The organism is Gordonia marina, from assembly GCF_052036135.1.
Lineage (GTDB): Bacteria > Actinomycetota > Actinomycetes > Mycobacteriales > Mycobacteriaceae > Gordonia.
Genome location: NZ_JBPSDN010000018.1, coordinates 37,463 through 56,714 on the forward strand (window position 1 = coordinate 37,463; position 19,252 = coordinate 56,714).

The following is a 19,252-nucleotide window of genomic DNA, read 5'->3' on the forward strand; positions in this document are numbered from 1 at the left end:
AGGATGTCGATGAAACTGGGTCTGCAACTGGGCTATTGGGGCGCGGGACCGATCGCCGGTGCACCGGAGCTGATCCGTGCGGCCGAGGAGGCCGGTTTCGATGCGGTGTTCACCGCCGAGTCGTGGGGGAGCGACGCCTACACGCCGCTGGCGTGGTGGGGTGCGGCGACGTCGACCGTGCGGCTGGGCACCGCCGTCGCCCAGTTGTCGGCGCGACCGGCGGAGTCGTTGGCGACGGCCGCGCTGACCCTCGACCGGCTGACCGGCGGACGGCACATCATCGGCCTCGGCGTCTCCGGGCCGCAGGTGGTCGAGGGGTGGTACGGGCAGTCGTTCGCCCGGCCGTTGGCGCGGACCCGGGAGTACGTGCGGGTCGTGCGCGAGGTGCTGGCCCGGGAGGGGGCGGACATCCCGATCTGGCTCGGGGCGGAGGGGCCGCGGAACGTCGCGCAGACCGCGGAGATCGCCGACGGCTGGCTCGCGATCTTCTTCTCGCCGCGGATGGCGCCGATGTTCGGCGAGTGGCTCGACGAGGGTTTTGCGCGGCCGGGGGCGCGCCGTGCGCGGGACGACTTCGAGATCGCGGCGACCGCGCAGTGCGTCGTCACCGACGATGTGCCCGCCGCCCTCGATCGCTACCGGCCGTCGACGGCGCTGTACGTGGGTGGCATGGGTGCGAAGGAGCGCAACTTCCACGCCGATCTGTACCGGCGGATGGGGTACGGCGCCGTCGTCGACGACGTGACGCGGCTGTTCCTGTCCGGCCGCAAGGCGGAGGCCGTCGCGGCGGTGCCCGACGAGATGGTGCGCGAGACGATGCTGGTGGGCACGGCCGAGGAGGTGCGAGCGCAGTTGGCGGACTGGTCGTCGGCGGGGGTGACGACCCTGATGGTCACCGCGCGCGACGCCGGCACGATCGCCGAACTGGGGGCTCTGCTGTGAGGCGTCAGTCCGCCGGCCGCGGCTCCAGGATCAGGAGTGGGATCTCGCGGTCGGTGTTGCGCTGGTAGCCCTCGTAGCTGCGGTAGGCCTTGACGGCGCGGGGCCACAGCTCGGCCCGCTCGGCCGGCGTGGCGGTGCGGGCGTGCATCGCTCGGGTCGTGCCGTCGACCGTCACCGTGATGTCCGGCGTCGCGATCGCGTTCTTGTACCAGTCGGGGTGGTCGCTGTGCCCGCCCTTGGAGGCGACGACCACGATCCGGTCGGCGTCCTGTACCGGCGACGTCAGCAGGGTGGAGTACAGCTTGCCCGACTTGCGGCCGACCGTGTGCAACTCGATCGGGAGCATTCCGGCGACGGTTTTCGGGAAGCGGCCGCCGGTGAGGGCCAGGAGAGTGCGGTGTCCGTTCTCCAGTAGCCAGGCACCGGCGGCGACGAGTCGGTCGGGCTTACGCATGCCCCGACGCTATCGGCGGGCCGCCCCGGGGTCCAGTCTCACGGCGCGACGACGGTGCCGCTGCAACTGCGCGCGGGGATCGCCCAGAGGGCGTTGCGGTTCACGGTGCTCAGCGTGACGTTGACCTTGCCCGGGCCGAACGTGCTGCGCTTGATGGTGAAGTTGTGGACGCCCGTGTTGGGTGGGCGGACCACGCTGTGGTCGACCAGGGTGCCGCGCTTGTTGGTCTTGAGGTTGTGCCAGTCGAGTCGGGCGACCGAGTCGTACCCGACGCCGATCCAGAGGCTGCTGTAGTCGACCTGCATGTAGGTGGTGCCCGCGTACTCGGAGATGATCACGCGCGAGGGCATGTACGGCATGTCGACGATGTTCGGGCTGACGTTGATGCAGTCGTGGAGCGGATACTCCTTGGTGGCCGCCTCGGCCGTCCCGGTCCCGGCGACGAGTGCTGCCGCGGCCGCGGCTGTTGCCACCGCGGCTGCCGCGATCCGGGTCCGAGCGGGCAGGCGGCGAGTTGATCGGTCCGACATGAGACTCCTCCTTGAGTGCGGTGTCGCGGGTGCGTCCTGTCTCGTATGTCGGTTTGGTCGTGGTAGGTGTTAGTCGGATCGGAGGAATGGGACGCATTCGGGGATGTGTCTCAGGCGGGGCTCATCTCGATGGCGGTCCGCCGATTGCGCCGACGCGGCGAATCGTGCGTGTCGGAGGCGAATGCCGTCGGGGTGATTCGACGTGCGTGGTTGCTGGTGCTCGGGTGCTAGTCGTGCTGGCCGCCAGAATGCCGATTCAGTGCTCACTGCGAACCCCGGCTTGGCACTATCCGGACCGGGCTGCCCGGATCGCCGCGCCCGCCCCGCGTGCGCGGGGCGGACGCGCAGGCCACCGCCGACGTGTGGGCGGCGATGGGACGACCCCCGCGTGCGCGGAGAAGACACGCTCCGCTGGACCGGGACGAACTCGAAATGGGGACGACCCCCGCGTGCGCGGGGAAGACGAGCCCCACATCATCCGCAACTTTCAGCATGAGGGACGACTCCCGCGTGCGCCGGGAAGACGGCGACGAATCCGACGGCGACCGCTCGATCACGGGACGACCCCCGCGTGCGCGGGGAAGACGCGGTTCTATGACTGGGCGTACGGCGATGACGCGGGACGACCCCCCGCGTGCGCGGGGAAGACCGAGACTGGAACGCCCTGTACCAGGGCGTCCCGGGACGACCCCCGCGTGCGCGGGGAAGACTCGCCGCGGCGCCGGGCCTGCAACAGCGGATAGGGACGACCCCCGCGTGCGCGGGGAAGACCGCACCATGGTCAACCCCGACTACGCCGCCGTGGGACGACCCCCGCGTGCGCGGGGAAGACCTAGCGTTCACTCTGCCTTTACGCTCATCCCCAGGACGACCCCCGCGTGCGCGGGGAAGACTCAGCGTTGTGGTAGGCGCCCAGGACCAGCTTGGGACGACCCCCGCGTGCGCGGGGAAGACGTGACTTTCTCTCCGACGAGGAACGTCGACCCGGGACGACCCCCGCGTGCGCGGGGAAGACCACTGATCGACCGCCGACCGCCGGTAGAGAACCGGACGACCTCCGCGTGCGCGGGGAGGACCGGTGGTGACGGCGGTGCGCGGCCCGCGCGAGGGGACGACCCCCGCGTGCGCGGGGAGGACGCGTCCATCATCTCCCACATCTGTTCACGGGCCGGACGACCCCCGCGTGCGCGGGGAAGACGTACCGGTCTGGTCCGACGGCAGCCCCGGCACGGGACGACCCCCGCGTGCGCGGGGAAGACCTTTGATGTTGGGGCCGGTGGTGGCTCCGGCTAGGACGACCCCCGCGTGCGCGGGGAAGACCTGCCGCAGCGCATGGTCGACGGCCTCGAAGCGGGACGACCCCCGCGTGCGCGGGGAAGACGAGCGGACACCCAAGGTCCTCATCCTGCCCGAAGGACGACCCCCGCGTGCGCGGGGAAGACCGCGCCCCGCTGGTAGTCGACGGTCAGGGCGGGGGACGACCCCCGCGTGCGCGGGGAAGACAAGGACGACGAGCCAGATGAGTCGCGAAAGGTGGGACGACCCCCGCGTGCGCGGGGAAGACAATTGCATCGTCAATATCCTGGCGCAGTCCCATGGACGACCCCCGCGTGCGCTGGGAAGACGCGCAGCTGATGTACCACGGCGCGCCGGCCCGGGGACGACCCCGCGTGCGCGGGGAAGACTCGGGGTCGTGCTGTCTCCGAGCGCTCCCTGAGGGACGACCCCCGCGTGCCCGGGGAAGACGACGCGAAGGGCCAGCGGCTGCTGGTCGTCACGGGACGACCCCCGCGTGCGCGGGAAGACCGAGTGGCCAAGCCGAGCCTTGCGCGCGAGGAGGGACGACCCCCGCGTGCGCGGGGAAGACCAACGGATGAAGATCGACTGGAATCAGCAGGCAGGACGACCCCCGCGTGCGCGGGGAAGACCTGTCGGTGCTGGAACGACTGCGCGGCCAGGGGGGACGACCCCCGCGTGCGCGGGGAAGACAACTCGGAGGCGCGCAAGTTCGTGCTGAGCGTGGGACGACCCCCGCGTGCGCGGGGAAGACGCGACGTCGATGTGGAAGACGATCAAGGGTCAGGGACGACCCCCGCGTGCGCGGGGAAGACCTGATGACGATGCGGTCGAAGCGCAGGGCCGGGGGACGACCCCCGCGTGCGCGGGGAAGACCCAGATACAGCTTCCGCCGGAAGGTGCCGGTACGGGACGACCCCCGCGTGCGCGGGGAAGACGTCCTCGCCCCACGCGTCGAAACCGGGGCCGAGGGACGACCCCCGCGTGCGCGGGGAAGACCCAGCTCTGATTTCTTCCCAGCCATGTTCGCCAGGACGACCCCCGCGTGCGCGGGGAAGACGCGGCGGGCGAGGTCGAATGCTTCGGTTCGGCCGGACGACCCCCGCGTGCGCGGGGAAGACGGTCGTCTCCCGCATCGTCGTCTCGTACACGACGGACGACCCCCGCGTGCGCGGGGAAGACCTGCCGCCGCAGGGGCAGATGGGCGCGCGTGGACGACCCCCGCGTGCGCGGGGAAGACATAGCGGCTATCGGCCGGTCCCGGAAGCTCGCGGGACGACCCCCGCGTGCGCGGGGAAGACTCGGCCGGTGTCGGGGTCATGCTGCGGTGTCTCGGACGACCCCCGCGTGCGCGGGGAAGACACTTCTTGACCTGGCCGAATGCGGCGACACCAGTCGTTCCGCTATGAGTTCCGTTCCGGGCGCCGGGCGTATTCGACGTTCCAGCACTTCTCGTACTTCGTGGGCTGAATGATCTGGCCGTGAAGGATCCATTCGCAGTCGATCGCGGACCAGGCCCACCGAGGTTGGGCGCCGAGACGGGTGAGGGTGCGCAGTGCGGCGAGAGTGGTGAATCGGCCCGGCAACGGCAGCGTCAGGGTTCTGCGGGAAACACCGTGGCCGCCGGCGGGCGGCATGCCCAGTGCGGCGAATCCGTTGAGGATGAACGGCGCCAGGAAACCGCGGCTCTGCCGTTTCCCGTGTTCGCCGATGCCGTTGACCAGCGGCTGGATCGCAGTGGGGCGGTCGAAACCGCCGTCGAAGTTCTCGTCGATGTAGCCGGCGGAGGTGTCCGTCAGTGCGGCGAAGCCGTCGGCCGACGGAAATTCGAGGACTCGGCGCGTGATCGGCCCGAACGACGAGTTGTTTGCGATCGCCGGGATCGCCAGCTCGAACTTTGGGACGGCGCTCACCGTGTCGTTGATGACGCCGGTGACCAGACTGGTACTCGCGTCCGCCTCGCGCAGGAGGTCGCCGACCTCGCTCGGATCGGCGATCTTGTGCGACTTGACGAACAGGGCCTGGTCAAGATGTCCGCGGACGAGTTTGTCCGCCGACCAGAACCAATCGCCCGACCAGATATCCGCGACGAGATCGGCCAGCTCGGCGTCGAGCCGGAGCACAGGAAGCGACGGACGATCGTCGGCCCCACCCACCGGCCGCCAGCAGACCGCTGCCCGGATCCCGCGCCGCTCGGCGGCACCGAGCAATCCCAGGACGGAGAACCAGCCGGCCGTCGGCGTCGACGTCAGCCCGGTCAACTCGATCTCGTTCCGGTAAGGCTCGCCGGATACGGGTGCTTGCTCCGTCGACATCGACTGAGTGGCCTGCACGGGCTCGGCCGAGGTGCTCTGCTTCGCCGGGTATTCCGAAGCCCGCCAATCGGACAGTCGCAGAACAGCTTCCAGGTACGCCAGGCCCCAAGGCCCGAACTCCGAGTTCAGTGCCGCAAACGTGTCGGAGTAGTCCGCGCCGAGAAGTTGTGACTGTTTCTCGGCGTCGGTAAGCAGATCGCCAGGCCCGTCTGCGGGCCGAACGAACGGCCGGAACCAACCGTGGTGGCTGCCGATCAGATGGCAGGCCAGCGGTGAAAGGCCGTACAGGACGCCGAGTAGGTAACTCAGTGACTCATGCCGCCAGCCGAGTGGAAAACCGAGACTGCGAGCGACCGAAATCCAGCGCCCCGCCGGAACACGGTAGGAGTACTTCGCCGTTGGCTGATCCGGCACTCGGCCCCGGTTCGCGATGCGCTGCCACACCGCGGCCGCTTTGCCGATGTCGTGGAAGCGACCTGCTGTGGCGATATCGTCGACGAGGGGCTTGGGTAGCCCGATCGCCGTGGCATCTTCGCGGGCCCACTCGCCAACCTGCGCCAGGTGGTCGTCGAGGAGCTGGGACCTGCCGTCGATCGTCTTGTTCGTCGCTGCCGCGATCTGCGCCAACAACTGACCGCTCTGTTCCAGCACGACATCCGAAATGCGTGCCCGTTTGGGGCCGTCCGTATCGAACCGGTCGAGTTCGTCGTTGATCAGTGCCTTCAATGCCGCACGTTCAGTGGGATCGAATTCCTCGGTGTCTTCGATCCGGCTGAGCAACGAGGCGACGAAATCCGTACTGATCCAGCCCCTCTCGACGACGGGCAGCAGGGTCGCCTCAATGAGCGGAAATGCCAGAGTCCGTGGTGGCGCGACCTCGCCGAGCGCACCGACCGCCGACAGATCGTCGACGGGCGATCTACTCGACGGGTTCCAGCCGTCCGGGGTGTACCCGCCGGCGTCGGCGTCGATCACGACGTCGCGCCCCGGCGCGAGAGATCCGTATTGGAGCCATGATCCGTCGACGCGCACGTAGTAGTCGGGAATCGGTCCGGACTGTGGGGCCTGCTCCTCGGGCACACTTCCGCCTGCGTCCGACAGGCCCACAGCGGACCGTCGACTCCCTTCGAGGATCGGGCGCAGCGCACCGATCGGAACACTGACGAACTCGCCGTTGAGAGGTCGGCAGTCGGCCAGTTCGTCGGTGCCGAGGATGGCACGCCAAGCCACCCGGACATCGGTGTTCGGCCGCGCGTCCGGCCCGAGGATGAAAGCGTCGACCAACACGTCCGGCCTCACTGGCGGGTTCGTGATCGTCAGGCCGTTCACGGTCGCGTCCGTGAGGGTGGCGCACCGGTCGCCTTCTGGCCAGAACCGGACATCCTCCGACCACTCCTGCTGTGCACGCAGCGACGCGTCGATCACGCCATCCTGGGCGACCTCTCCCAGATACTCCACGGTTTCGACCACCGGGCCGGGGCCGTACACCGCGGCTGTTCCGTCGCGAACCACAGCCTTCTTGTTCGTCTGCCCGGTCACCAAGAACCCGGTGCCCGGAGAGTCCGGGCTACCGAAGCGATTAAGCCGCCCGATCCGCTGGATGAAAGACGGCATCGGACACGCCTCGGTGATCAGGTGATCGAAGGACAGGTCGACGCCGACTTCGATGCACTGCGTCGCCACCGTGACGCGAGCGAGATTCCCCGCGTGCTCGGGCAGTCGTGCTTCGCGGTCGATCGGCCGCACCCGTGAGGTGATGAGGTCTGCAGGCAGCCCGAGTTCGCGCAGTCGGCCCGCAACGTTCTGCGCCATCGCCACGGTGTTGACGATGACGCCGATCGATGCGGAGGGCTCGTCCGCGCAGTAGTCACGTACATGGTTGACGATCTGCTTGGTGAACGTGCTCTCGCCTTTTCCGGTCACCATGGACAGCGTGATATCGCGTCGCGCGTTGAACCGGCGTTCGGCCGCGCTGGCTCGACCGGCGCCGGGCTCGTACGCGAAGACGCTGCTCGGATCTGGAGCGCGCTCGTCTTTCCGGGGAGGCCGGCGCGTCGCCCCGAGCGTGACGACCTGCAGACCGGGGAGGCCGATCCGCGTCGTCGGTCCTTGTAGCCGGGTGATGTCGGCGAGCGCGGACAATGACGGCTCACTGAGATGCGGCTCATCGAAGAGGACCAGACTGTCGACCCCGGTCAGGCCGGCGTCGATCGAACGGTTCTTCGCGCCGACGCCGAATCCCCGGAACAGGATCCGGGACATGAACTGGTGCGCGGTCATCGACGTGATCATGCAGCCGAAGGTGCGTTGCGGATCACCGACCCGGAGCGTGCCGTCGTAGCGTGCGCGAGCCACTGCCGCATGGTGTTTCACCGCTTGGTGTCCGGGCTTCTCCGACGGGTGCAACGGCGGGAGGGCAGTCGCGAGCGCCGCCGCGACGGGTTTCAGCACGCCGTCGGCCCGATCGTTGAGCGCCTTCGCGAGAACAGTCACATCATCGGCGGATTGGAGCACGACGCTGTTGCGGTCGATCACGTGATAGATCCGGAGCGGGGCCGTCCGCGGGCACTTCGTATGAAGTTGACGCGCGAGTTCGTACACGGCGATGTGGATGCACGACGTCTTGCCGAGCCCGGTCGGCACGTCGATGGCGCTCGGCCATCGCCCGGTGGCCCTGACCCGCTCGGCCAGGTGGGACTGCCAGGCGAACGGTGCGTGGTCGGTGACGGCGGAGAAGAACTCGTCGAACGAAGGAAACGGCGTCATCGGTCACCTCGTGAGGGCGGGATCGGAACGCACAGACCGAAACCCAGTTCGGTGCATGCGCCGACCATCGTGGGGGCGGGATTCTTCTCGGTGGTGGTGAATCGGACGAACCACTGACTCAGGCCGTCGGTGAGGTCGAGATTCGGGAGCCGCTGTTGCCAACGGTCGAGCGGCGCGGTCGACAGCTCCATGATGCGTACGTCGCCTGCAAACGCCTCGGATAAGGCTCGCTGCAGCATCAAGGGATGGCCGAAGGCCCGAATGGGCGTCGCGGTGATCCAGTGCTCTCCGGTCGTCATCACCGCGTACCGGTGGAAGAGGGCGCTGTCGGCGCCGGTCTCATCGGAGGCGAGGCTCCCGAGCCGATCGCGGATCCGGGAGACGGTGTCCAGGCGTGTGGCGAGTGGCCCGGAAACGGCGAAGCCGTAGCACTGACTCTTCGGCTGGTTGAAGTTCACCAGCGGGATGACTGTCGTGTCGGCGACTTCACCGATCTTCCGCAGCAGCCGGGGGATGTCGCCGGGCCGGACTCCGCGGTTGAGCATCACCGCGGACAGTTCTCCGTGAGACGGTTCTGGTGCACCTCGCGAGGTCTGGAGACTGTCCGAACGGCGTTCCGCGTATTTGAGTCGAGTGAAGGCACCCGCATCGGACGGCAGTGGGCTTCCGGGATTGGTCATGATCGCCTGATGCCGGGCCTCGAACCAGGCCACCGACGAGCTGGTCCAGCCGCGCTGGGGTCCGCTCGGGTCCGGGTGCGGATCGAACACGTGCTTGAGTGCGCCGGGGCCGGGCGACCCTTCGCACACCGAGATCACGGCATGGTCCTGAGACCGGCCGAAGTACCCGACGGCCGCCGCCGCGTTCCGCAGCGGTTGTATGTCGTCATCGCCGATCGATCCCAGATCGAAGATGATCGTGGGCTCGGCCAGGAGGATGCCGCGGACAGGCTTCGCCGTCCTCGATGCCGTGGACATGCCGGTGTGGGTGAGGTCGAGGAAGTCCTCCAGGGATCCCGTGGTGGCTTTGGCGCCGGCCGGTGCGGACTTCTCCGTGTAGGTGTCGGGATGATCCAGCCGGACCCGCTCGGGCGCGTGGATGACCGGCGGCACGGTCACGGCGAGACGTTCGAGCGCGGCCAGGGACTCGGTTCGCTCGGCCGGGTCGGTGCGGGCGAATGCTCCGGAGATCAGTGCTCCGAGCAGGCGCAGCGGGCTGGGCGGCCATTCTTGACGACCGTGGCCATCGAGGCCGTGGAACTGTGGTCGCGCCAGGTAGTCGACGCGGATGTGCACCATGACTACTCGTCGGAACCGGTCGACTTGGCGGTCTCCCGGGCCACCCGCTCGGCGACGACGGCGGCCTGCACCGGAGACATCTGGACCGTGATGGGATCGGCGAATTGCAGCCCCACCTCGGCCGCGGCCTCGACCGCGGCGAGGAGGGCCGCCGCCGCGGTATCGGCGTCCGGAACGTCGAGCTCCTCGATGCCGGAGGCGCCGGTGGCGGAAGCCCGGCGCCACCCCCAGCGCGCGGATTCGCGGACCAGGTTGCACTCGGAGCGGAGGAAGCCGCTTTCGGCGGCGAGTTCATGGCCGGTGATGGCGAGAAGGGTGAACACCGCGGCCGCGGCGGACTGCTTGCGGCGGTCGCGATCGTCGCCGAACTGGAATGAGCGGAACACCGGCAGGGAGATGGATCCCTGCTGTAGGACCGAACCGCAGGCGAACGCCGCGTCGTGCGGCGAGGTCGGCACCGGGCCGAACCCCATGTCGGAGGGCTTGTGCCCCTTCGCCTCGACCAGTTCACCATCGACGGTGTTGAGTGCGGTCTCCCTGGCCGCACCTCCCGCGACGTCGAGCTTCGTCGCGGCCCGCTGGATGGGCCGCGCCTCGAAACCGACGATCTCGGAGCTGTAGGCGCGCGGAATCCGGTGGCGGCGGGCGACGCCGGAGGACAGCCACATCCCGAACGTGCCGGCGTTGACGAAGTTCGAGTACAGCGTGTCGCCGTCGCTCGCACCGGCACGGGTGATCAGTTCGCGGATCGTGCCGCCCTGCCAGATCTGCTTGCCGCCGGGATCGTTCGCGTACTTGATCCAGGCGTCCGCCTGACGATGAGCGAGGGTCCACGTGGAGACTTCGAACTCGTCGAAGACATCGAGTGCTTCGGCGCGGATCCGCTCGGCGGTGTCCGATCCAACCTTGGTCTTCGTGATCGCGGCGTCGATCGCCGCATTGATGATCGCCTGTGCGGGCTTGGTGACGGTGATTCCCGGCCACCTGAACTCGGGATCGATACGCCGCTCGAACATCCACGCGGCTTCCTCGGCGCGGCCGGACTCGGCGGGGGTCGAATTCACGACGACCTGCGGCGCCGTGACCGGTGATCCTTGCTCATCTCGCCGGATGCGACTGTGCCAGCCTCGCTCATCGGCGACCGGGATGAAAGCCGCGTCGGTGTACGCGAATCGGGACTTGCCGGGTTCGTCGCCCGCGTACGTGGGTGGAGCAATCGGCTTGCCGGGGCCGCTCGCCGGGGTGTACCCGGACTCCGTGACCAGGGCGGCCGAGCGCGGGTCGTCGATGATGGCGCGGATGTTCTCGTAGAGGTCGGACACGATCGCTCCTAGTGCTCGATGGGGAAGGTCTGGATGAGGCCGAGGCCGAAGTTCTTGCCCTTGCCGATGCCGTTGGCCAGGGCTGCGTTGAACTTCTCTTGATCGGCCGGGATACCGGTGGCGGTGATCTCGACGTAGGGGATCGCGCCGCCGCGTCGTGGTCCGAGGTCCGCCCGGTACTTCGGGGAGATACTGAGCGAGCCCGCGTCGACGGCGAATCCCGCCGATCGGAGGAGACGTCGCGCAGCCCAACCGGGTCGTTCGTGTTCGGGAACCACGACGAGCTTCGAGCGGAACGCCTTGCCGCTCGCCGCTTTCAACTCGGCCTGAAGGTCTGGCGGAATCCTGGTCGGCGGAGTCTTCTGGACGTTCATCGCCAACTCGATGCGGAGATGCCCGGTGCCGACGACCTCACGGATCTCGGTGATCACCCCGAGGTTCGTCGCCCCGGCCGGTACCTGCGGATAACGGACGACGAGCCGCTCTCCTTCCCGGTCGATGTGCCAGAGGACCCCTGCCTCGTGTCTGGGAGCCGGACCGAGCTCCAACGAGACCGTCGACATGACGTGGCTGTGACCGAGTTGCCGGTCGCGCTCGAGCGAGCGTAAGAGCGGGCCGCTCAGTGTGACATGGACATCCGTTGGAGGCACGTTCCTTCTACCCTTCGTTCCGGTCGCTTCACCGTATGCCTAGCCTCGGACATGTTGACGGGTTTCGGGTATCTAGAAGATCAGCATCCACCAGTAACAAAAACAACTACAGTTAGGTTTGACCCACGATGCCCGTGGGGTCGGCCCTGTAGCTGCTTCGTTCCAGGAGGCGCGCCAGGCGCGCTACGCGCATGCGTAGGTGACTAGGAGGTGGAGATGGACAGTCGTCGGTCCGGGCCACGCACCCCGGCGTTCAAGCGGGCGGTGGTCGGGCATTTCTGGGCGCACCGAGGTGGCTTCGACACTGACGCGGCTGCGATCCGTGACACGGCTCGCGCATTCTCGGTGGCTGAGCAGTCGGTCCTTCGGTGGCTTTGGTACGACGCTCGTGGCCGCCGGTGGATCGCATCAGAACCATGAGTTGATCCACGGCGGGCGTAGCTCACTCGCCCGTGAAAACCGGCTTCTCCTTGTTCGCGAAGGCCCGGGGGCCGATCTTCGCGTCGGCGGACTGGAAGACCTTCGCGCCCAGTTCGGCGTCGATCTTGAAGGCCTCCTCCTCGTGCAGGCCCTCCGAGTCGCGGATCGTCTTCAAGATGGCCTGGACGGCGAGGGGGCCGTTGGCGGCGATCTGGTCGGCGATCGCCAGCGCTTTGTCCAGCGCGGCGCCGTCGGGCACGACATGCCCGATCAGCCCGTACTCCTTGGCCTCGGCCGCGGTGATGTGGCGGCCGGTCAGGAGGATGTCGCAGGCGACGGTGTAGGGGATCTGCCGGACCAGGCGGACCGCGCTGCCGCCGAGCGGGAACAGGCCCCACCTCGCCTCGGACACCCCGAACCTCGCACTCTCGCCGGCCACCCGGATATCCGTACCTTGCAGAATCTCCGTGCCGCCCGCGATGGCCGGGCCCTCGACCGCGGCGATCAGCGGTTTGGTCAGCCGCCGCCCCTTCAGCAGGGCGGGCAGACGCGTGAGGTCCCAGCCGCCCTTGGCGAACGCGTCACCGGGGGCGGAGCGGTTCATCGCCTTCAGGTCGGCCCCGGCGCAGAAATAGCCGCCGGCTCCGGTGAGGATCGCGACGCGGATCTCGGGGTCGTCATCGACCCGGTCCCACGCCTCCTCCATGATCGCCATCATGTCCCCGGACAGGGCGTTTCGCGCCTCCGGCCGATTCATGGTCACGATCAGGACGTGGCCGCGCTGCTCGACGAGGCACTCGGGTTCGGACATGGCGATCCTCCTAGAACACAGCCGGGTCTTGCCGCAGAACAGTAACACGTTCTAGTTTTGACGCATGACGGGAATTCACACCGGCCTCGCCGAGCGCTTCGGCATCGACTATCCGATCTTCGGCTTCACACCGAGTCAGGACGTGGCGGCGGCGATCAGTCGCGCCGGCGGCCTCGGCGTCCTCGGCTGTGTCCGGTTCAACGATCCCGGCGAACTCGACGAGGTCCTCGAATGGATGCACGAGAACACCGACGGCAAGCCGTTCGGCGTCGACGTCGTGATGCCGGCGAAGATCCCGACCGAGGGCTCCAAGACCGACCTCGACTCGCTGATCCCGCCCGAGCACCGGGCCTTCGTGGAACGCACGCTCGACGACCTCGGGGTCCCGCCGCTGCCCGCCGGCCAGGACCGGGTCAACACCGGCGTTCTGGGCTGGCTGCACTCGGTGGCGCGGTCGCACGTCGACGTCGCGATCGAGCACACCCGCAAGTACGGGCAGATCAAGCTCATCGCGAACGCGCTCGGCTCCCCGCCGGACGACGTGATCGCGCAGGCGCACGACAGCGGCCTCGCCGTGGCGGCACTGGCCGGCACCGCCGACCACGCGCTGCATCACCTCGACGCGGGCGTCGACATCGTCATCGCCCAGGGCTACGAGGGCGGCGGGCACACCGGCGAGGTGACCTCCATGGTGCTGTGGCCGGAGATCGTCGACGCCGTCGGCGACCGCGCGCCGGTCCTCGCGGCCGGGGGCGTCGGCAGCGGCAGGCAGATGGCGGCCGCGATCGCGCTCGGCGCCCAGGGCGTCTGGATGGGCACCGCCTGGCTCACCGCCGCGGAGTACCGGCTCGGCAGCACCGGCGACGGCCCGTCGACCGTGCAGCGCGCCCTGCTCAAAGCCACCTCGCGCGACACGGTCCGCCGTCGTGTCTACTCGGGGAAACCCGCGCGTCTGCTCAAGACCCGATGGACCGACGCGTGGGACGCGCCCGGGGCGCCCGAACCGCTCCCGATGCCGCTGCAGAATCTCCTGGTCGGCGAGGCGCACGCCCGGATCTCGGCCAGCGACGACGCCGAGGTGGTCGCGATGCCGGCCGGTCAGATCGTCGGCCGCTGCAACGAGATCGTGCCGGTGGCACAGTTGATCGACGGCCTGGTCGCCGAATACGAATCGGCCGTCGCACGGCTCGGGGCGACGCTGAGCTGAACCTGGACTCGGAACTAGGCCTCGCCGCGTTCGACGGCGATCTGCGCGCGGATCTCGTCCAGGATCCGCCCGGCGGCACCCGGCTCGCCGAACAACTGCCGCACATTGCGCCGCTGCACCTCGGCGAGCGGGTCGTCGTCGAGGATGTCGCCGAACCGCGCCCTGGCCTCCTGCGCTGACGACACCAGATGCACCCCCTCGGCGAGGATCTCGCCGATCTCGTTGAAGGGCACGTGGCCCGGCCGCTCGACGAAGAGGACCGGCTTGCCGAGGATCTGGCTCTCGGACAGCATGCTCGGACCGTCGGTGACCACGACGTCCGCAGCGGCGGCCGCCGAGGCGTAGAGGCCCGTCCAGTACGCGGTGTTCGGCAGCGCGTTCCACCGGGCCAGCCAGTCCTGGAACTCGGCGGGACTGACCGGGCTCTTCGGCCGCTCGATGGTGTCGATGAGCAGCGGGTGATGGAAGAACGCGAACTCGACGTCCGGGGTGTCCGCCGCCCACTCGAGCATCCCCTCCCGCATCTCGGGGAACACGCCGAAGTCGTTCCAGCCGCTGAGGATGGAATGGTGGGCCGACCACGCCACCCGGGGCCGTCGTGCACCGTCACGTTCGGGGACCGGCCACACGGGCTCCACCTCGCGGACCGCATCGGCCTTCGGGTGGCCGAGCGCGCGGAACTGCCGGCCGCCGGTCAGGCTGTCGCGGCGGGCGATCCGCAGGACGGTCTCGTTCGCGACGAACACCAGCCAGCACGCGCGATGCCAGGCGGTGTCGACGGCGCTGTTGACCGGCGGGTCGCCCCACGGCACGTTCTGGATCACGTTCAGCGTGCCGTAGGGCACCAGGATGGTGCGGGCCCAGGCGAGCGCATCGGTGCTGAACGCGTCGTCGACGTCCTGATCCCATTGACTCTGCCGGATGACGATGTCGGGATCGAGCGCCCGCAGCAGCGCCGTCGCGGAGCCGATGGCCGCGTCGGGCAGCCGGACGTGCTCCACGCCGGCGGCCTCGAGCACGCCGTGCACCTCGGCTTCGCCGTGATTGGGCCCGAGGCCGGAGTAGTGATGCGGGATCGACACGACGATCGGCTCGAAATCGGGTGCGTCGTCCATCAGCCGGACCAACTCGTCGAGACTCGACCACACGGTCGGGTTGTGCACCAGCACGACGACGCGGGCGGCGGCCCGGCGCAGGCTCGCGCGACGGGCGGCGATCGCGGCAGCGGTCTCCGTGTGATCCAGCGATCGTGCGGTCTCGTCCCGGAATTCCCGGAGCTCGCGCTTGATGTCCCCGATGCTCAGGTCCATCCGGCGGATGCGTTCGATGTAGTTGTTCAGCTTTGTCACGACGACCTCCGGCCTGCACACTACTGGGGCGCCGGGCCGGACCGTCGATTACACGCAGGGGTACTTAAACAGAACGCCGGCCGTACTTGCGGTGGAACTTCTCAACTCGCCCAGCGGTGTCCATAACGCGCTGATTACCCGTCCAGAACGGGTGTGAATCACTGCTGACCTCGACGGTGATCAGCGGATAGACGTTGCCGTCCTCCCACTCGATCGTCGTCTCGGAGGTGGCGGTGGAGCGGGTGAGGAACTGGGTTCCCGTGGTCGCATCGCGGAACACGACGGGGGCGTAGGCGGGGTGGATGCCGGATTTCATCGGGTGGTCTCCTCGGAGTCGATGGGGGTCAGGGTGCGGTCGGGATCGCACGGGTCGTGGTGGTCGTCGCCGAAGGGCGACTCCAGGGTGGCGAGGTAGTCGCTGCCCCGGGCGAGCTCGTCGTCGGTGACGAGGGCACCGGTGAGCGCGCGCTCGATCTCGGCGGCGTCTGCGCGATGGGTCACGGCGACGATCGACGAGTGCCGATCGCCGTGCCGGGCGTCCCACCGGAGGGCGGCCATCGCCCGTACCTGAGGCGCGATGTCGTCGAGCTCGGTCTCGTCCCGCGCCGCCAGCCAGCGGCCGGCCTTGGCGATGCCGAGGGACTCGCCCGCGCTCTCCAGCCAGAGGACGTCGTCGTTGCTCGACGTGAGCCAGACGCGGCCGCGGGAACAGATCACGCCGTCGAGCAGCACGTCGAGAGCGCCGTGCAGGCGCCCGGGATGGAACGGGCGGGCGGCCTCGAAGACGACGATCTCGATCCCGCAGTCCGCGTCGAGCGGTGGGCAGCCGTCGAGCAGTGGATCGAAGATGGTCGAGACGCGGCCCCGCCGGGATTCCGGCCGGACGGCGGCGAGCGAGATCAGCATGTCCGCGATACCGAAGGCGCCGCCGTGGGCGACCGGATGCTGGATCGCGGCGGGGTTGATCCGGCGCAGCGCGGCGGAGAGCCGCGCCTCCTCGTAGTGATCGGGCGACGGGGCTCCGGTGATCACCAGCACGTCGCCGAACCGCACCTGGGCGATCGCGATCTGGGCGAGGGTGCGCTCGTCCTCGACCTCGGAGATCCCGGCTTCGCAGACGGTGAGGTCGCCGGTCGCGTCGTTCAGCCAGCTGTCCGCGGCGACCGCGGTGACGCAGCTGATCACCTCGACGTCGTCGCCGGCCGTGCCCTCGGGAAGGTCTTCGGACTCGACCAGCGTGTGCGCGATCTCGTCGACCACCGGCTCGGGTTCGAACGCCGGGTCGAGCACGACGACGATCCGCTCGACACCGGGCGTCCGGTGCAGGGTGCGCAGCATCGGCAGCAGGTCGTGCCGGAGGGTGCAGGTGGCGCAGCCGTGTTCCAGCTGGACGCCCTCGATGGCGAACAGGTCGGCGTCGCCGATCACGTTGCGGGTCTGCCGGACCACGTAGCCGAGGGGCAAGGCGCGCAGGTCATGCGAGATGAGCGCGGTGCCGGAGACGGCGAGGGTGTTGGCGATGCGGGCGGTGGCCTCGCGGTTCAGGCCGGTGACCAGGGTGACCGGGGTCTTGCCGGATGCGGTGGGCACACGTGCCTCCTTGTTGGTAACGATTGCCATCTTGTTGAGACGTACGGTACCGTCGCCTCCGTCTTAATGCCAATCGCTATCAATAAGGAGGAATGATGTCCGCTCGCTGCCAAGTGACCGGCAAGGTTCCCGGCTTCGGCAAGCAGGTCTCCCATTCGCACCGCCGCACCAACCGGCAATGGCGGCCGAACCTGCAGCGCCGCCACTACTGGGTGCCCAGTGAGGGCCGCCGGGTGACCCTGCGGGTCTCGACCGACGGGATCAAGATCATCGACCGCGACGGAATCGACGCGGTGATCGCGCGACTGCGCGCCGCGGGGGAGAAGGTCTGATGGCCGGCAAGGGCACCGATGTGCGGCCGATCGTGAAACTGAAATCGACCGCCGGAACCGGATACACGTACGTGACGCGCAAGAACCGGCGCAACGATCCGGACCGCATGACGCTGCGGAAATACGACCCGATCGTGCGCAAGCACGTCGAGTTCCGCGAAGAACGCTGAGGAAGAAGGCATGGCCAAGAAATCGAAGATCGTCGCCGACGCGCGACGGCGCGAGACCGTCGCGCGCTACGCGGAACGACGCCGCGAACTGAAGAAGATCATCGTCGACCCGGCGCGCTCGGTCGCCGAGCGCGATGCGGCACAGCGAGAGCTGGCGCGGCAGCCGCGGGATGCCAGCCCGGTGCGGCTGCGCAATCGCGATGCCGTCGACGGCCGCCCGCGCGGCTACCTGCGAAAGGCGGGCGTCTCGCGAATCCGGTTCCGGGAGATGGCGCACCGCGGCGAACTGCCCGGCATCTCGAAAGCGAGCTGGTGATGGCGCGGCGCAAACCGGCGGGGAGCAAGTCGGCCGCGCGCAAGCGGCCCCCGAAGAAGGCCGATCCCGCGCTGGTCTTCGACTACAAGGACACCGCCTCGCTGCGGCGATTCCTCAGCGATAAGGGCCGCATCCGATCCCGGCAGGTCACCGGCCTGTCGCCGCAGCAGCAGCGGCAGCTGGCGACCGCGGTGCGCAACGCGCGGGAGATGGCGCTGCTGCCGTATGGGCCGTCGTAGCGCGCGGATCCGCGGCAAGCGGCAACAGTTCCGCGGCAGTCGTGCACGTCCGAGTCGGTCGCGATCGACTCGGATGTGTGCGGCTGCCGCGTTCGTCGTGATCGCCGATGGCGCAGGACGTGGCGCGAGACGGCGTCGCACGGCTACTCGAGTGCGCCGGTGCCGATCAGACCGCCCAGTTCGTCGAGGACCGCGGGGGCGGTGCCCAGGGTGAACTCGTTCTGCTTGGCGCGCAGGAAGTAGCGGTGGGCCGGATACGAGGTGTCCAGCCCGACGCCGCCGTGCACGTGCACCGCGGTGTGGGCCACCCGGTGTCCGGCGTCGTCGGCCCAGAACTTGGCGGTCAGGGTCGCGGCGGTGATCTCGGCGGCGCCGGCGTCCGCCTCGGGGGAGAGCAGCCACGCGGCCTGCGCCGTGGTCAGGGCGAGTCCCTGCACGTCGATGTACGCGTCGGCCAGACGCTGGGCGACGGCCTGGAACGACCCGATCGGCCGCCCGAACTGTTCGCGTTCGCGGGCATAGGCCGCCGTCGCGTCGAGGGCCGCGGCCAGCACGCCGGCCTGCTCGGCGCACACGGCCAGCCGGAGCAGGTCGGACAGCCGCGTGACCGTCGCCACTCCGCCGGTCAGCACCTCGGCGCCGGACACGACGACGCCGTCGAACTCGACCGTGTAGACGGGGACCAGGCCGGTGGCGGGGGCGGTGGTCACCGTGACCCCGGGGGCGCCGGTGCGCACGACCGCCACCACCGGACCGTCGTCGCCGGTGGCGCTGACCAGCAGCGCATCCGCCGCCCCGGCGTAGGGGACGTTGACCTTCGCGCCGGTGAGCCGGCCGTCGGTCAGGCGGGTCCGCGGTTCCGGTGCGGGCCGGGCCAGATCCTCCTCGACGGCGGCGCTCAGCACCGTCGATCCGGTGTACGCGGGTGCCACCAGCTCGTCGGTCAGTGACGCCGACCCGTACGGGCGCACCAGCGGCAGCGCGGCCACTGCGTGCGGCCCGAACGGGACCCGCGCGAGACGGCGGCCCAGGGCCGTCGCGACCGCGGTGGTCTCTTGCGGCCCGAACGACACGTCGCCCAGCAGGCCGGCGCCGCCCAGCTCGCGCCACAGCCGCGCGTCGATCGGGGCGGCGGCGCTCTCCAATTCCGCGACGCGCTCGGGGGTGCTGATCGCCGCGGCGATCTCGCCGGCCAGGGCGCCGAGTTCGGCGGCGGCCTCGGTGGGGGTGAAGTCCATGGGATCT

At 69.3% G+C, this 19,252-nt stretch carries 17 protein-coding genes and 1 CRISPR repeat array; of the genes, 6 read left to right on the forward strand and 11 right to left on the reverse strand.

What is annotated here, in order from left to right; translation table 11 throughout:
- Window positions 1-9: 9 nt before the first annotated feature.
- Window positions 10-942: an LLM class flavin-dependent oxidoreductase gene (locus ACSEEN_RS12880; RefSeq protein WP_298441917.1), complete on the forward strand. Its 933-nt coding sequence runs from the start codon at window positions 10-12 to the stop codon at window positions 940-942.
- A gap of 4 nt (window positions 943-946) precedes the next feature.
- Here the strand turns inward: ACSEEN_RS12880 and ACSEEN_RS12885 are convergent, their stop codons facing one another.
- The 7 genes from ACSEEN_RS12885 to ACSEEN_RS12915 form a co-directional block, all read right to left on the reverse strand.
- Complete coding sequence (locus ACSEEN_RS12885) at window positions 947-1,396, reverse strand: nitroreductase/quinone reductase family protein (RefSeq protein WP_298441915.1); 450 nt, start codon at window positions 1,394-1,396, stop codon at window positions 947-949.
- 38 nt (window positions 1,397-1,434) lie between these two features.
- Window positions 1,435-1,926: a hypothetical protein gene (locus ACSEEN_RS12890; protein WP_298441913.1), complete on the reverse strand. Its 492-nt coding sequence runs from the start codon at window positions 1,924-1,926 to the stop codon at window positions 1,435-1,437.
- Window positions 1,927-2,301: 375 nt separating this feature from the next.
- Window positions 2,302-4,584: a CRISPR direct-repeat array (repeat unit 28 nt; unit sequence GGACGACCCCCGCGTGCGCGGGGAAGAC).
- A gap of 41 nt (window positions 4,585-4,625) precedes the next feature.
- Complete coding sequence (gene cas3g, locus ACSEEN_RS12895) at window positions 4,626-8,303, reverse strand: type I-G CRISPR-associated helicase/endonuclease Cas3g (protein ID WP_440713393.1); 3,678 nt, start codon at window positions 8,301-8,303, stop codon at window positions 4,626-4,628.
- Window positions 8,300-9,601 carry a type I-G CRISPR-associated protein Csb2 gene (csb2, locus tag ACSEEN_RS12900; RefSeq protein ID WP_440713394.1) on the reverse strand — a complete coding sequence of 434 codons (1,302 nt, stop codon included), beginning with the start codon at window positions 9,599-9,601 and terminating at the stop codon, window positions 8,300-8,302. The genes cas3g and csb2 overlap by 4 nt, the downstream gene beginning before the upstream one ends.
- A 2-nt stretch (window positions 9,602-9,603) precedes the next feature.
- Complete coding sequence (locus ACSEEN_RS12905; RefSeq protein WP_440713395.1) at window positions 9,604-10,923, reverse strand: type I-G CRISPR-associated protein Cas7; 1,320 nt, start codon at window positions 10,921-10,923, stop codon at window positions 9,604-9,606.
- Window positions 10,924-10,931: 8 nt separating this feature from the next.
- On the reverse strand, window positions 10,932-11,573 hold the full coding sequence (locus ACSEEN_RS12910) for a type I-E CRISPR-associated protein Cas6/Cse3/CasE (RefSeq protein ID WP_440713396.1): 642 nt from the start codon (window positions 11,571-11,573) through the stop codon (window positions 10,932-10,934).
- A gap of 442 nt (window positions 11,574-12,015) precedes the next feature.
- Window positions 12,016-12,804, reverse strand: coding sequence for a crotonase/enoyl-CoA hydratase family protein (locus ACSEEN_RS12915; protein WP_440713397.1), 789 nt, complete (start codon window positions 12,802-12,804; stop codon window positions 12,016-12,018).
- Between the two features lie 73 nt (window positions 12,805-12,877).
- On the opposite strand from ACSEEN_RS12915, the gene ACSEEN_RS12920 reads away from it, so the two are divergent.
- On the forward strand, window positions 12,878-14,011 hold the full coding sequence (locus tag ACSEEN_RS12920) for an NAD(P)H-dependent flavin oxidoreductase (protein WP_440713405.1): 1,134 nt from the start codon (window positions 12,878-12,880) through the stop codon (window positions 14,009-14,011).
- Window positions 14,012-14,025: 14 nt separating this feature from the next.
- On the opposite strand, the gene ACSEEN_RS12925 is transcribed toward ACSEEN_RS12920, so the two are convergent.
- From ACSEEN_RS12925 to mrf, 3 genes are all read right to left on the reverse strand, one after another.
- Window positions 14,026-15,360 carry a hypothetical protein gene (locus ACSEEN_RS12925; RefSeq protein WP_440713398.1) on the reverse strand — a complete coding sequence of 445 codons (1,335 nt, stop codon included), beginning with the start codon at window positions 15,358-15,360 and terminating at the stop codon, window positions 14,026-14,028.
- A gap of 64 nt (window positions 15,361-15,424) precedes the next feature.
- Window positions 15,425-15,676, reverse strand: coding sequence for a type B 50S ribosomal protein L31 (locus tag ACSEEN_RS12930; RefSeq protein ID WP_298442208.1), 252 nt, complete (start codon window positions 15,674-15,676; stop codon window positions 15,425-15,427).
- Window positions 15,673-16,950, reverse strand: coding sequence for a ribosome hibernation factor-recruiting GTPase MRF (mrf, locus tag ACSEEN_RS12935; protein WP_440713399.1), 1,278 nt, complete (start codon window positions 16,948-16,950; stop codon window positions 15,673-15,675). The genes ACSEEN_RS12930 and mrf overlap by 4 nt, the downstream gene beginning before the upstream one ends.
- Before the next feature lie 95 nt (window positions 16,951-17,045).
- Here mrf and rpmB point away from each other — a divergent pair, with 95 nt between their 5' ends.
- Genes rpmB through rpsR form a run of 4 tightly spaced genes read left to right on the forward strand, consistent with a single transcriptional unit; the run spans window position 17,046 to window position 18,007 of the window.
- Window positions 17,046-17,282 carry a 50S ribosomal protein L28 gene (gene rpmB / locus ACSEEN_RS12940; RefSeq protein ID WP_247866243.1) on the forward strand — a complete coding sequence of 79 codons (237 nt, stop codon included), beginning with the start codon at window positions 17,046-17,048 and terminating at the stop codon, window positions 17,280-17,282.
- A complete protein-coding gene (rpmG, locus tag ACSEEN_RS12945) occupies window positions 17,282-17,452 on the forward strand; it encodes a 50S ribosomal protein L33 (protein WP_247866244.1) in 171 nt (56 codons plus the stop codon). The genes rpmB and rpmG overlap by 1 nt, the downstream gene beginning before the upstream one ends.
- Window positions 17,453-17,462: 10 nt before the next feature.
- On the forward strand, window positions 17,463-17,768 hold the full coding sequence (gene rpsN / locus ACSEEN_RS12950; RefSeq protein ID WP_247866245.1) for a 30S ribosomal protein S14: 306 nt from the start codon (window positions 17,463-17,465) through the stop codon (window positions 17,766-17,768).
- Window positions 17,768-18,007, forward strand: coding sequence for a 30S ribosomal protein S18 (gene rpsR / locus ACSEEN_RS12955; RefSeq protein WP_247866246.1), 240 nt, complete (start codon window positions 17,768-17,770; stop codon window positions 18,005-18,007). Before rpsN ends, rpsR begins: the two co-directional genes overlap by 1 nt.
- A gap of 143 nt (window positions 18,008-18,150) precedes the next feature.
- Here rpsR and ACSEEN_RS12960 read toward each other — a convergent pair whose 3' ends face one another.
- On the reverse strand, window positions 18,151-19,245 hold the full coding sequence (locus ACSEEN_RS12960) for an acyl-CoA dehydrogenase family protein (RefSeq protein WP_371307598.1): 1,095 nt from the start codon (window positions 19,243-19,245) through the stop codon (window positions 18,151-18,153).
- Window positions 19,246-19,252 lie beyond the last annotated feature (7 nt).